Annotated in this window: 13 protein-coding genes; 3 read left to right on the top strand and 10 right to left on the bottom strand. The window is 32.5% G+C overall.

Annotation, left to right across the window (positions count from 1 at the left end):
• Window positions 1-92: 92 nt before the first annotated feature.
• On the top strand, window positions 93-362 hold the full coding sequence (locus ES044_RS01840) for a hypothetical protein (RefSeq protein WP_147120032.1): 270 nt from the start codon (window positions 93-95) through the stop codon (window positions 360-362).
• Window positions 363-504: 142 nt separating this feature from the next.
• On the opposite strand, the gene ES044_RS01845 is transcribed toward ES044_RS01840, so the two are convergent.
• The 5 genes from ES044_RS01845 to ES044_RS01865 form a co-directional block, all read right to left on the bottom strand.
• Window positions 505-1,428 (bottom strand): ion channel, encoded by a 924-nt coding sequence (locus ES044_RS01845; RefSeq protein WP_147120031.1) that lies wholly within the window; start codon window positions 1,426-1,428, stop codon window positions 505-507.
• 63 nt (window positions 1,429-1,491) lie between these two features.
• Window positions 1,492-3,522 carry a dipeptidyl-peptidase 3 family protein gene (locus ES044_RS01850; protein ID WP_147120030.1) on the bottom strand — a complete coding sequence of 677 codons (2,031 nt, stop codon included), beginning with the start codon at window positions 3,520-3,522 and terminating at the stop codon, window positions 1,492-1,494.
• Window positions 3,523-3,566: 44 nt separating this feature from the next.
• Complete coding sequence (locus ES044_RS01855; protein WP_147120029.1) at window positions 3,567-4,328, bottom strand: hypothetical protein; 762 nt, start codon at window positions 4,326-4,328, stop codon at window positions 3,567-3,569.
• Window positions 4,328-4,885: a DNA-3-methyladenine glycosylase I gene (locus ES044_RS01860; RefSeq protein WP_147120028.1), complete on the bottom strand. Its 558-nt coding sequence runs from the start codon at window positions 4,883-4,885 to the stop codon at window positions 4,328-4,330. Before ES044_RS01860 ends, ES044_RS01855 begins: the two co-directional genes overlap by 1 nt.
• Window positions 4,886-6,232 carry a M24 family metallopeptidase gene (locus ES044_RS01865; RefSeq protein ID WP_147120027.1) on the bottom strand — a complete coding sequence of 449 codons (1,347 nt, stop codon included), beginning with the start codon at window positions 6,230-6,232 and terminating at the stop codon, window positions 4,886-4,888.
• A gap of 227 nt (window positions 6,233-6,459) precedes the next feature.
• On the opposite strand from ES044_RS01865, the gene ES044_RS01870 reads away from it, so the two are divergent.
• Window positions 6,460-6,894 (top strand): DUF6146 family protein, encoded by a 435-nt coding sequence (locus ES044_RS01870; protein WP_147120026.1) that lies wholly within the window; start codon window positions 6,460-6,462, stop codon window positions 6,892-6,894.
• On the opposite strand, the gene ES044_RS01875 is transcribed toward ES044_RS01870, so the two are convergent.
• Complete coding sequence (locus ES044_RS01875) at window positions 6,887-7,381, bottom strand: dihydrofolate reductase (RefSeq protein ID WP_147120025.1); 495 nt, start codon at window positions 7,379-7,381, stop codon at window positions 6,887-6,889. The genes ES044_RS01870 and ES044_RS01875 overlap by 8 nt on opposite strands.
• Before the next feature lie 299 nt (window positions 7,382-7,680).
• Here ES044_RS01875 and ES044_RS01880 point away from each other — a divergent pair, with 299 nt between their 5' ends.
• Window positions 7,681-7,977 (top strand): isoamylase early set domain-containing protein, encoded by a 297-nt coding sequence (locus ES044_RS01880; RefSeq protein WP_147120024.1) that lies wholly within the window; start codon window positions 7,681-7,683, stop codon window positions 7,975-7,977.
• A gap of 74 nt (window positions 7,978-8,051) precedes the next feature.
• Here the strand turns inward: ES044_RS01880 and ES044_RS01885 are convergent, their stop codons facing one another.
• The 4 genes from ES044_RS01885 to ES044_RS01900 all read right to left on the bottom strand — a co-directional run bounded on the left by ES044_RS01885 (window position 8,052) and on the right by ES044_RS01900 (window position 12,337).
• The gene (locus tag ES044_RS01885; protein ID WP_147120023.1) at window positions 8,052-8,876 is read right to left on the bottom strand and encodes a thymidylate synthase; all 825 of its coding nucleotides are present in this window, start codon (window positions 8,874-8,876) and stop codon (window positions 8,052-8,054) included.
• A gap of 194 nt (window positions 8,877-9,070) precedes the next feature.
• On the bottom strand, window positions 9,071-10,474 hold the full coding sequence (locus ES044_RS01890) for a NupC/NupG family nucleoside CNT transporter (protein ID WP_147120022.1): 1,404 nt from the start codon (window positions 10,472-10,474) through the stop codon (window positions 9,071-9,073).
• A gap of 14 nt (window positions 10,475-10,488) precedes the next feature.
• Window positions 10,489-11,100: a bifunctional nuclease family protein gene (locus ES044_RS01895; RefSeq protein ID WP_147120021.1), complete on the bottom strand. Its 612-nt coding sequence runs from the start codon at window positions 11,098-11,100 to the stop codon at window positions 10,489-10,491.
• Window positions 11,101-11,380: 280 nt separating this feature from the next.
• The gene (locus tag ES044_RS01900; protein ID WP_147120020.1) at window positions 11,381-12,337 is read right to left on the bottom strand and encodes an electron transfer flavoprotein subunit alpha/FixB family protein; all 957 of its coding nucleotides are present in this window, start codon (window positions 12,335-12,337) and stop codon (window positions 11,381-11,383) included.
• Window positions 12,338-12,405 lie beyond the last annotated feature (68 nt).

The raw sequence follows: 12,405 nt of genomic DNA on the forward strand, positions 1-12,405 counted from the left end.
TTGAGACCGCAAGATAACATCCATCAAAACAAGAAAGGTAGGATTCCCTACTTTTCTGTTTTGAAAAATTAATATCAAAACCTCAAATCTAAATGTTGCGCTTATTACTTGAATTTAAGATTTTAAAAATTTTAACCGTACTATTTATTAGTTTATTTTTTACCTCATGCGGAGAGGAAGATGCTGATTTTAATACAAACATTACAAATCAGGTAATATTTTGGTCAGATTTTCAAGGACCACCGATATCTATTACAATAAAAGACAGTAATGGAAGCGGAACGATTACTGCAATATCAGATAGTTCTCCAGACTGCGGGAGCTCTGGAAGTTTCACTAGAACGTTAAGCCCTGGTAGCTAAACATATACTGCGAGAGACGGTAATTTAGTCTGGAACAATGGAAAATTCACAATTAATGAGTCCTCTAGTTGCACAACCGTTCTCTTAACTGATTAAATATTTTACTAGTTTGTATGAATTATAAATGAGGTTTATTCAGAAATTAAACCTCATTTTTTTCTACTGCACTTAACGTTTCGTGATCTAAAACAGTATAACCTTCGGCATCAAAACTAGCTGTTTGTTTGTATTTTACATCGGTAATTAAATCTGCGAAATTATAAGAATAAATCTGATACACTACTTGTGAAAAAGATTTTTCGTGATAGTGAAGCACAATATATAAATGTGCGTTTAACTTTTTTATAGCCTCTTTTGAATACTCAAATAAAGGACTTTCTGTATCAATGTTGTGCACAATGGTCCAAACAGTAGGCAAATACATAATATTACTTCTTTCTAATTTTAGTTCATAAAAGTTCCTTTTAAACTCGCCTTCTTCATCCTTTTCTGTAATCGATAAAGTTACCTTAATCGCTGGCTCAATCATGACTGTTTTTCGGCTATTCATTAAACGAAACATAATTGTTTTCTGATCTTTAAAGTCTCTTAAAATAAGATTTTTACTAAATGCTATATAGGCTTTAGGCTTTGAAAAACGACCATACAACATTCCGGTAATAAATGAAAAACACAACAAACCTAGCATCGCCTCAAATACAGCAATAAAGTTTGCCGCAATTCCTTTTGGGACAATTCCGCCATAACCAACGGTTGTTAATGTTTGTGCACTAAAGAAAAATCCGTTTAAAAAATCCTCTAAAAAAGTACCTTTGGTGTTTGTAATTTGTTCAATACCAATCAGCACATATAACAAGCCAAACATCATATTTAAAAAGGTATACACCAGCACAATAAGCACAAAAAACTGTGACCAAGAAATACCCATAAAATAACCATATAAGTCATTTAAATTTCTTTTTCTGTTGATGTGCTGCACATTGCTTGAGCCATCAGCATTAATTACACTTTTTGCATTTTCTCTAGAATTATGCCCAATACCCGGATCTTTTGATTTTTTTGCCATTTGATAAAAATAAAAAAACCGGTTCTTTTCAGAATCGGTTTTTAAGCATGTAATTTTTAGTTTTTAATTCTCTGTTCCTAAAAAATTATAATTTTTTGCGTAAAACACCATCTGCTCTTCAAAACTTTTAGGCTGTTGCACAACAATCTCTAAAATAGTTTCATTTTCGTCTAAAGTTGGTGTTAAAACCGGATTTACAAAACCACTATACGCAGCTTCTGTAAATTGTTCATTTCGCTTTAAAACCTCTTTATGAATCTGCTGATTTACTTTTACGCCATATCCTTCTACTAGATTTTTAGCAGCTTCAAAATCTCCTTCAGATTTTATGCGTTGTGTTTCACGCAGCAGCCTACCAAAGATCTCTCTTAATTTGGTGTAATCTGTAATATTAAAGTAAGTATTGCCATTTTCTTTTACGATTTTTTCGATCACATTTTCTTTTTCACCTTGCTCAAATGCCCAAGCAGAAACCCATTGACGGTTTACCATATGGTCTTCTTCAATATCATCACCCAAATTAATTCGATTTAATTGCGTCATCAATCCATTTCTAATATAGCCATCATAAGCCGCCATGCCCAATTCTATAACATTATCGGTTAAGCCTAATTCTTGCAATTTTGAATCCATTAAATAATACAATCCTACTAAATCTGCACGTCCCTCTTCCATGGTAGAAGCATAATTTTGCAAGGTTTCTTTAGGTTGCCCAATACCTTTATTTATTCTACCAGATGCATGCCCAACAACCTCATGCAAAGCGGTGTGTAATTTATCGGCAATTTGACCATGTTTCTGTTCTAATCTAATTTCCTCTTCATCGTGTGCAAATTCTTTTAAACGACCCGTGCCACCTGCATTATTATAAGCGCCAATGATGTTGCCTAAAGAAACCGATTTAGAACCATGTTGTTGACGAATCCAATTATTATTGGGTAAATTTACGCCGATAGGTGTGCTTGGCGATGCATCTCCTGCCTCACCAGCAACATTTACCGTTTTGTAAGAAACCCCTACAACATTCTCCTTTTTATGTGTTGGGTCTAAAGGAGCATTGTCTTCAAACCATTGTGCATTCTCTGCTAAAACTTTCATTTTACGAGACATATCAAAATCTTTAATTTGCACAATCGTTTCATAAGAACCTCTATAGCCTTTAGGGTCGTTATACACCTCTATAAAACCGTTGATCCAATCTATATTCCCTTCAATAGAAGTTGCCCAAGCAATACAATAAGTGTCCCAAGTATCAAGGCTTCCTGTTTTATAATACTCAATTAACAGACCTAAAGCATTTGCCTGTTTTTCGTTTTCTGCAACTCCTTTTGCTTTTTCTAACCAACCGATAATCGCATCGATTGCGGTACCATACATTCCGCCAGATTTCCATACTTTTTCTACAAGCTGCCCATTTTCTCTCACCAATTTAGAGTTTAAACCTGCTTCTATTGGCATACCTTCCGGACCTTTATACGCTGTTTCATAAAAGTCAACCACCTCTTTATCTGTAATATCTGGTGCATAAAAATTAATTGCTGATGACAGAATAGTATCAACTCCAGATTTTTTATTTACTTTTTTAGCATCTGCGTCATTAAAAATAACCTCGATAACTTCTGAAGGTATTTGCGTATTAGAGTTTTTTAATAAATCATTTATAAAATACTCTTTAGAGAATGCTGGTTTCATCTTATCATTTGAATAATGATGATGAATTCCGTTAGAAAACCAAACTCTTTTTAAATAGGTTTTAAATAGTTTAAAATCGGCGCTTTCTTTATCTCCCTTATAATTTTGGTTGATATTTTCTAACCCCTTTCTAACACTTAAATTATAACGGTAATTTTGATCCCACATAATATCTCTGCCAGACAAACCCGCTTGTGTTAAATAATAAACAAGCTTTTTTTCTTTTAAAGTAAGTTCTTCAAAACCGGGTATTTGGTAGCGCAGCACTTTAATATCTGCAAATTGCTCTACAAAATAATTAAATTCACTTACTTCTTTGGTTGTTTCTTTCTTGTTTTCAGCAGCACAAGAAGCTAATAATATAGCTACCGAAAACATGTAAAGTATCTGTTTAATTTTCATTTTATTTTTATTTTTAATTATGATAGATGTATAAATATACAATTTTACGATTGATTTTTACGAATATTTTTTAGGCGAAACCAAGCTAGTTTATGTCTTTGTGTGTAGATAAAAAAGCAACCAAGATCTAATAAAAAGTAAAACAAACTGATACCACTTGGCGGATTATTACTTGGCAAAAATTCAAAAACCTCAAAACCTATACTTGGCCATTTCCAGCAACCAAAGGCTGTTCCTCCTATTTCTAAAATAGCCACTAAAATGTACATCGAATAAAAAAACAATCTGTCTTTTGGTCTTTTTAATAGTAATAGAAATACACAAAAAGTCATTACAAAACCAAAGACATCAGTAAAAAAAACCAAATAAATAATAGCAAAAACTGCTATCGCAATGGCAAATAACTGTTCTATTGCCTTATTGTATTTTCTAACAATAGACGCTTTGCTAAACATAAAAATTCTGCCATATAGAGCTGCATGACCAATAGGCACGTACAACGGCACGTTTTCTAATCGATACGTGTACATGCTTAATCCTCTAGAAAACAAATACTCTCCGACAAAACCTAAAATAACCGCGTAAATCATAAGTTCTTTTACTCTTGGTATCGACCTAAAATACATTTTAAAGAAGCCCGCTAGCATTAAAATATTAATCCATATTTGCGAATCAGAAACGTGTTTAGAAAAATAGATGCTATCAAAAAATAACACAAAAACGAAGAATACAAATCGCCCAACTTCTCTATTAAATATAGATATAATCTGCTTTAAATCTTCTTTAGGTACACTTAAAATTTTCATTAATTTTTATGTTTAAAGCAATCTATTGTATGATCATTTACCATACCAACTGCCTGCATATACGCATACATCACTGTAGAGCCCGTAAACTTAAAACCGCGTTTTTTTAAATCTTTAGACAGTTTATCAGAAATTTCTGTAGTTGCTGGCACTACTGCTTTTGTTTGAAATTCATTTACAATAGGCTTCTTATTTACATAACCCCAAACAAAATTAGAAAAGGAGCCAAACTCTTTCTGAATCTCAATAAATAATTGTGCGTTAGAAATGGCACTTCTAATCTTTAATTTATTTCTGATAATACCCGCATCTTGCATCAATTCAGTAAACTTACTTTCTGGATAGGTTGCTATTTTCTGATAATCGAACGCATCGAATGCTTTTCTAAAATTTTCTCTTTTATTCAGAATTGTACTCCAACTAACCCCTGCTTGAAAAGTTTCTAACACTAAAAACTCAAATAAAGTAGCATCATCATAAACAGGAATTCCCCATTCGGTATCGTGATATTCTTGATATAATTTACTGTCAGTTACCCAAAAGCATCGCTGTTTCATCTACCTTATTTTTATAGGTTTAATGGCAGTTTGTCTTTCATTAACGTATTCAAAAGTGCCATCACCAAAAAAACCAGCTTCTTCTAACATAATTCTAATATCCTTGTTCCATTCTTTGATAAAAACAGTGGTATTTAACTCAATTGCGTACGCCGTATTTTTTTGCAACGGATAATCGCCATTAAAAGGAACACCCTCTTGAGAATCCCACATTCCGATAGTGGTACCTGCGCTATGACCGTATTTTCCTAAAGGATGTGTATAGATAGAAGGCAATAATCCTTCGTTTTTTCCTTCGGATAAAGATTTTGCTAGAATTTCATTTCCGGTTTTGCCCGCTTTCATATTGCTTGTTAAAATATCTTGTACTCTATTTCCCTTTTGAAAAGCATCTTTTAAAAAAACAGGAACTTCATTTTCATCCTCCTTTAAAACATAGGCATGCTGCTGGCAGTCTGTATTTAAACCGATATATGTAATTCCGAAATCGCAATGCAATAAATCTCCTTTTAAAATTGTTTTTTCATCTTTACCTTTCGAAAAAGATTCAATATGAGATTTTAAGGCTTCCTTATTTCTTTGTACATCTACCGTTGGATGAAACCAAGTTTCTAATCCCAAATCGGTTACTTTTTGTCTTAAAGACCAAACCAGATCTTCTGTCGTTGTTTTACCCGGAATAATGCTATTTTCAGAAAACGTATCATCAATGATATCATGTGTAATTTTTACTAAATCTTTAAACAAAGCAAGCTCTTTTTCGGTTCTTGTTTCAATCCAAGCAATCGCTAATTTTTCTGCAGAAACTAATTTAGAGCTCAGTGCTTCTGGCAAATTTTCTGTTAATTCGTCATAATCAGTTTTTACCAAACCATCTGCCAAAGCAAAATATTTAGAAAAATTGATGCCTATTTTATCAGGATTTCTTTCTTTGATAATGTCTACTAACGCTTTCCATTGCTCTGGTTCTTTTTCTTTATCCCAAGCAGATTGTATATTTTTACCAATATCATATCTAGCAACCGCCAATCTTTCTACTGTGTTTTTTTCTTTATTTCTATAAAAAACAATGATGGTTCTTCTTCTTGCATTTAACCAAGTTGCCGGCAACATCGTTTTTAAAACGGGGTCTTCGTTGTATTCTCTAGATATTAACAGCCACATATCAATATTTGATTGATCCATTAATTTTGGTAACAAATTTTTAAACCTATCTTCTAAAATTTCGTCTTTTAAAGAAGCTCTATCTTGCTCTTTTAAAATTGAATAGCTATTCTTTTCTATTCTTTTTTCGGTGCAAGAAAAAGAGATACACAAAACCAGTAATGCAACTATTTTATACTTCATCTAAAATATTTTAAGGTTTAAAATTAATATTAAAAGAATTAAAAAGCGCTGTATTTCAAAATAATTTAAGATTTTAAACATTCGTTTATTCACTCGGGCTATGTGTACCCTCATTTTAAGTTTTATACTCTTAATTACGGCCTTATTTTTGTAGAATCTTAAATGAAAATAAAATATTTATTCCTAAACAGGAAAAAACTTATATAAATTTTATACCTTTATATACTATGAAACTTTTAAAACAAATACTTGTACTTTTAACTTTTGGCATCTTTTTTTGGGCATGTGGATCTACGTCTCTCATTAAAAAAAATGGCGACAAAGAAGAACCTGTTGTAATTGCCAATGATAGTCTAGCCTATGAAATTACAATTATTGATATTGGCTTTACTGCTTTTTTAAACAGTATAGCGCAACCAGAAGGGTTTTATTCGCAAAACTATCTAGAAACTAGAAATAGGGTTTGGGTAACCACCTGGAATATGAGAGCCCTAAACCTTGGGCAATACAGCCCTATAATCTATGAAAATATCATCGATTACCAGCAAAATGTAGACTACGGATATGAAGTAAACTACAAACTATTTAATTATTTTTTGTTCGCACAAAATAAATATGAAATGAATTTAGGCGGCGGATTTCAGAGAAATAGAATTAATTAGCAATTTTTTCATAGCGAACAAAACTGTACGCCAATTTATTTTTTTCATCGGCTTCAAAATCTTCTCTAGCAACTTCTTTCCATACCTTTAAATTTATTTCAGGAAAAAAAACATCCGCATCAAACTCTTGATGCACTAAAGTAAGATCTAACACATCTGCCGCATCAATTTCTATAGCGTTTTTATACACCTGGGCACCACCAATGATAAAAACGTGTGCTTCTTCTTTTGCTATTTCTAGCGCTTGCTCTAAACTATTGGCAATTAAACACCCGTCTTTAACATAGTTTTCATTTCTAGTAATAATTACTGTGGTTCTGTTTGGCAGTGGCCTGCCGATAGATTCGAAAGTATTTCTACCCATTAAAATATAATGGCCTGTTGTTAGCTTTTTAAAACGTTTTAAATCTGCAGGTATATGCCAAATTAAATCATTGTCTTTCCCTAATGCATTATTTTGTGCAATTGCTGCTATAATTGTAATCATCGTGCCTTCAATTTTATGTAAAATTACTATAAATGTTTTGAGATTTAACGTTTTTTGCCAATTTTGATAAAAATTTGATTGCTAACGAAACCGTTTTCGACCTAAAATTACTGAAAATCAGACAAAAAGAAAAGGTGCTTTTTTTAAAAATATAACAATTTAGGTCTGCTTTTATTTTGAATTATTAAAATTTGATAAGTTCAAATTGCAGAACTCATAATTTTTTATCTCTTTATAAATTATTGTTTGTAGAAACAATCTTCTTGTATACTTTTACTACATCATTTAATTTGATACTTATGGCGATTAAAAAACAATTTTTAAAAAGTAAACCAGTGTGTAAAGTAACTTTTATTTTACCAGCTGAAGAGGCAAGTAGTGTTTCCGTTATTGGGACTTTTAATGAATGGGATGATGCAGCGACACCGCTTAAAAAATTAAAAAACGGATCTTTTAAAGGCACTATTGATTTAGAATCTGGTGTTTCTCATGAATTCAGATATTTGGTTGATGGCGCATATATAAACGAAAAAGAAGCAGACGCTTTTAAATGGAGCGATTATGCTGGCGCTGAAAACAGCGTTTTAAGTTTATAATAAAAATAGTTACAGGATATGAAAAGAGCTTTCAAATGAATTTGAAAGCTCTTTTCATGTTATTTTAAAATTCGTTAAACGGCAACTGCCCCTTTTATATGAGGATGTGGATTGTAATCTAATAACTCAAAATCATTAAAAGTAAACGCTTCGATGTCTTTTATAGCCGAATTTATTTTCATTTTTGGTAAGGGTCTAAAGTCTCTAGATAATTGTAATTCTAATTGTTCTACATGATTGTTATAAATGTGAGCATCTCCAAAAGTATGAATAAACTCGCCTGCTTCATAACCACAAACTTGTGCAATCATCATGGTAAATAATGCATAAGACGCAATATTAAAAGGAACGCCCAAAAATATATCTGCACTTCTTTGGTATAATTGACACGATAATTTGCCTTCTGAAACGTAAAACTGAAAAAATGCATGACAAGGAGGTAACGCTGCTTTTCCGTTTGCAACATTATCAGAAAAAGAAATACTAGTATCTGGCAATACAGAAGGATTCCAAGCAGAAACCAACATTCTTCTCGAATTAGGATTTTTCTTTAAAGTATCAATAACTTCTTTTAATTGATCTACTTCATCGCTGTTCCAATTTCGCCATTGATGCCCATAAACAGGCCCGAGGTCGCCATTTTCATCAGCCCAAGAATTCCATATTTTTACCCCGTTCTCTTGCAAATAGTTAATATTTGTGTCACCTTTTATAAACCAAAGTAGTTCATGCACAATAGACTTTAAATGCAATTTTTTAGTGGTAACCATCGGAAATCCGTCAGTTAAATCAAAACGCATTTGATAGCCAAAAACACTTTTTGTTCCGGTGCCGGTTCGGTCTCCTTTTTCATTTCCGTTTTCTAAAACGTGTTTTACTAAATCGTGGTATTGTTTCATATAACCAAACTTACGCTTCCTAAAGGGAAGAAACTCTTGTGTTAATAATTGTTTGTAAAATTAAAGAATGATAAATTCTTTTTTATTATTAAAATATAAATGTTGTCCATAGGTTGTTAACTATTGCTTTTAAATACTGAATAAAGCCGTTTAATTTCCCCCTTTTGGGGGGAATTAAACGGCAAAAACTTCTTCTATCCTATAATCATTCCTGCAATTGTTGCCGACATTAAAGAAGCCAATGTTCCTCCTAATAATGCTTTCATTCCGAATTCTGATAAAACTTTTCTTTGTCCTGGCGCTAAAGAACCAATGCCACCAATTTGAATTCCTATAGATGCAAAATTTGCAAATCCGCATAACATATAAGTTGCCATAATAATCGATTTATTATAGGATAAATGTAGAGCACTCTCTACGTCTTTTAGTTCTGCTAATTGTATGTAACCAACAAATTCACTTGCAGCTAACTTTATGCCTAATAGCTGCCCCATTAAAGCCATATCTTCAGATGCAACACCAATTAACCACATTAAAGGCGCAAAAATATATCCTAAAATTGCTTCTAAAGAAAATGCTTCATAGGCAGTATTTGCTGCCATCCAAGAGTTTAATGTTGTTACATCACCAACCCAACCTAAAATACCGTTGATCATGGCAATTACCGCCACAAAAACTAATAGCATTGCGCCTACATTTACCGCCAAACGCAAACCTTCTGTTGTTCCGTTGGCAATAGCGTCTAAAATATTAGAGCCTATTTTTTCTTGAGAGACCTTAACATCTGTATTTACCTCTTCTGTTTGCGGATACAACATTTTAGAAATTACAATTGCACCAGGAGCTGCCATTACAGAAGCTGCTAATAAATGTTTTGCAAAAACGAGTTCTAACTCCTTATCTCCACCACCTAAAAAACCTATATACGCTGCCAAAACTGCACCGGCTACAGTGGCCATTCCGCCAATCATCACCAATAACATTTCTGACTTATTCATTTTCTCTAAATACGCTTTGATTAGCAAAGGCGCTTCAGTTTGCCCCAAGAAAATATTTCCTGCAACAGATAAACTTTCCATTCCAGATATACCTAAAAATTTAGACAAACCAATGGCTAATATTTTTACAATTCTTTGAATAATGCCTAAGTAAAATAACAAAGATGTTAACGCAGAAAAGAAAATGATTGTAGGCAATACTTGAAACGCAAAAATGTATCCAAATTTATTCATATCGCCAACCATACCGGCAAATAAAAACTCACTACCTGCCTTTGTATATTCTAGTATTTCGATAAAAATCTTGCCAATAAATTCAAAAATCTTTTGAATAAATTTTACTTTTAAAACACCAATTGCTATTAATAATTGCAACGCTAAACCAATTCCTACTTTTTTCCAATCAATAGCTTTTCGGTTGCTGCTAAATAAAAAAGCAATTAATAGCAATGCGAACATTCCTAAAACCCCTCTCCATAAACTAGTGAGAGAAAATCCTTGACTTGGTGTAATTTTTGTTAAAGTGGAAACTACTTCTGGGCTTTGAGAGAAAATTGAAATGGATAAAAAACAGAAAACGAGAACAAGTGTTTTTTTCATGATAAAATGTAATTTTAAGAACGCTTACTTATTTCGTCTCTTATTTTGGCTGCAAGTTCATAATTTTCATTATCCACAGCATTATTTAGTTGATTGTGCAGTTCTTTTAAAGAAAGACTAGAAAAATTACTGCTGTCTTTTACCGCAGTATTTTTAACATCTACAGAAACTTCTTTAGACTCAAAATTAGTTTCTAATGCCATTTCTTCATCAACCTTTAGGTAAATACCTGCTTTATCTAAAATATTTTCATAGGTATAAATAGGCGCATCAAAACGAACTGCTATCGCAATAGCGTCAGAAGTTCTTGTATCTAAAACTTCTTCTTTGCCTTCTCTTTCACAAATTAAGCTAGAAAAGAAAACACCATCTACTAATTTATGAATGATTACCTCTTTAACATTGATATCAAAAGCATCAGAAAAAGTCTTAAATAAATCGTGTGTTAGTGGTCTTGGAGGTCTTATTTCTGCTTCTAAAGCGATGGCGATAGATTGTGCTTCAAAAGCTCCGATAATAATAGGCAAGGTTCTTGATCCTTCTATCTCACTTAAAACCAATGCATAAGCACCGCTTTGAGTTTGACTGTAAGAAATACCTTTAATCGTTAATTTTATTAAACTCATATATTATGCTACAAAAAACGTAAATATTTATAATTGAATAAGATTCTTATGAACAATGTAAAATAACCTGTAATTGAAAAATTATTTCAATACTGAATCTAGTTCAGCAAACATTATTGCTCTGATAAACTCATCTATTTTTGTACTTCTTTTTAAAGGCACAATTTAATAAAAATAATAGATTGATAACTTTTATTTCATCAGTTTTTACAAAAAGAAAAAACCTATTAGCAATTATACCAATAGGTTTTCATGTAAAAATCATGTTTGAATATTTGAATTAAGCTTGCTTAAAAGCTTTTAGCTTCTCTATTAATTTTGGTACCACCTCAAAAGCATCACCCACAATACCATAATCTGCTGCTTTAAAGAAAGGTGCTTCTGGATCTGTATTGATGACTACTTTTACTTTTGATGCATTAATACCTGCTAAATGTTGGATTGCTCCAGAAATTCCGATAGCGATATACAAGTTCGTCGCAACAGGCTTTCCTGTTTGCCCAACATGTTCTCCGTGAGGACGCCATCCTAAATCGGATACTGGTTTAGAACATGCCGTTGCAGCGCCTAAAACACCTGCTAACTCTTCAATCATTCCCCAGTTTTCTGGTCCTTTTAATCCTCTACCTGCAGAAACAACTACCTCTGCATCTGCAATAGTTACTTTACCCGTAATTCTTTCTAACTTTTCTGATTTTACGCCAGATTCTGCAACTGTTGCATCAAAATTTTCTGTGGTTCCTGTTACCGGATTCTCAAAAACTCCGTAAGAGTTTTGAGCAACACCAATTATTTTGTTTTCCGTAGAAATTACTGTGTGGCTAAATGCTTTGTTAGAAAACGCCTTTCTTTTTACTGTAAAAGGACTTACAGATGTTGGCAACGCTACAACATTTGAAGCATAACCAGCATCTAATGCAACTGCTAATATGGGTGCAAGGTGCAAGGTATCGATACTAGAATCTAAAATTACTACCTTTGAAGCTTGAGCATCTGCTACTTGCTTAAGAACAGAAGCCATTGCTTTTGCATTAAAAGTAGTAAATGCATCATTCTTTACTGCCAATACTCTGTCCGCTCCGTATGTATACAAAGCTTCTGTACTATCTGCATTTATTGTTAAAACAACTAGGTTACTATCGAGTTGCTCTGCTACTTTTTTTCCGTAAGAAACTACTTCAAAAGCATTTTTCTTAAATTTTCCGTTTGTTGAATTGGCAAAAACTAAAACTGACATATATCTTAAGTTTTTAATTGTTAGCAATACTATACTAACAAAATTATTTTTTGTCCTAAACTTGATTC

This window comes from Polaribacter sp. IC066, from assembly GCF_007997085.1.
Lineage (GTDB): Bacteria > Bacteroidota > Bacteroidia > Flavobacteriales > Flavobacteriaceae > Polaribacter.

Bases quoted from the DNA above. Each gene is read 5' to 3' on its own strand.
- ES044_RS01840 (WP_147120032.1), top strand. From the start codon at position 93: ATGTTGCGCTTATTACTTGAATTTAAGATTTTAAAAATTTTAACCGTA.
- ES044_RS01845 (WP_147120031.1), bottom strand. From the start codon at position 1,428: ATGGCAAAAAAATCAAAAGATCCGGGTATTGGGCATAATTCTAGAGAA.
- ES044_RS01850 (WP_147120030.1), bottom strand. From the start codon at position 3,522: ATGAAAATTAAACAGATACTTTACATGTTTTCGGTAGCTATATTATTA.
- ES044_RS01855 (WP_147120029.1), bottom strand. From the start codon at position 4,328: ATGAAAATTTTAAGTGTACCTAAAGAAGATTTAAAGCAGATTATATCT.
- ES044_RS01860 (WP_147120028.1), bottom strand. From the start codon at position 4,885: ATGAAACAGCGATGCTTTTGGGTAACTGACAGTAAATTATATCAAGAA.
- ES044_RS01865 (WP_147120027.1), bottom strand. From the start codon at position 6,232: ATGAAGTATAAAATAGTTGCATTACTGGTTTTGTGTATCTCTTTTTCT.
- ES044_RS01870 (WP_147120026.1), top strand. From the start codon at position 6,460: ATGAAACTTTTAAAACAAATACTTGTACTTTTAACTTTTGGCATCTTT.
- ES044_RS01875 (WP_147120025.1), bottom strand. From the start codon at position 7,381: ATGATTACAATTATAGCAGCAATTGCACAAAATAATGCATTAGGGAAA.
- ES044_RS01880 (WP_147120024.1), top strand. From the start codon at position 7,681: ATGGCGATTAAAAAACAATTTTTAAAAAGTAAACCAGTGTGTAAAGTA.
- ES044_RS01885 (WP_147120023.1), bottom strand. From the start codon at position 8,876: ATGAAACAATACCACGATTTAGTAAAACACGTTTTAGAAAACGGAAAT.
- ES044_RS01890 (WP_147120022.1), bottom strand. From the start codon at position 10,474: ATGAAAAAAACACTTGTTCTCGTTTTCTGTTTTTTATCCATTTCAATT.
- ES044_RS01895 (WP_147120021.1), bottom strand. From the start codon at position 11,100: ATGAGTTTAATAAAATTAACGATTAAAGGTATTTCTTACAGTCAAACT.
- ES044_RS01900 (WP_147120020.1), bottom strand. From the start codon at position 12,337: ATGTCAGTTTTAGTTTTTGCCAATTCAACAAACGGAAAATTTAAGAAA.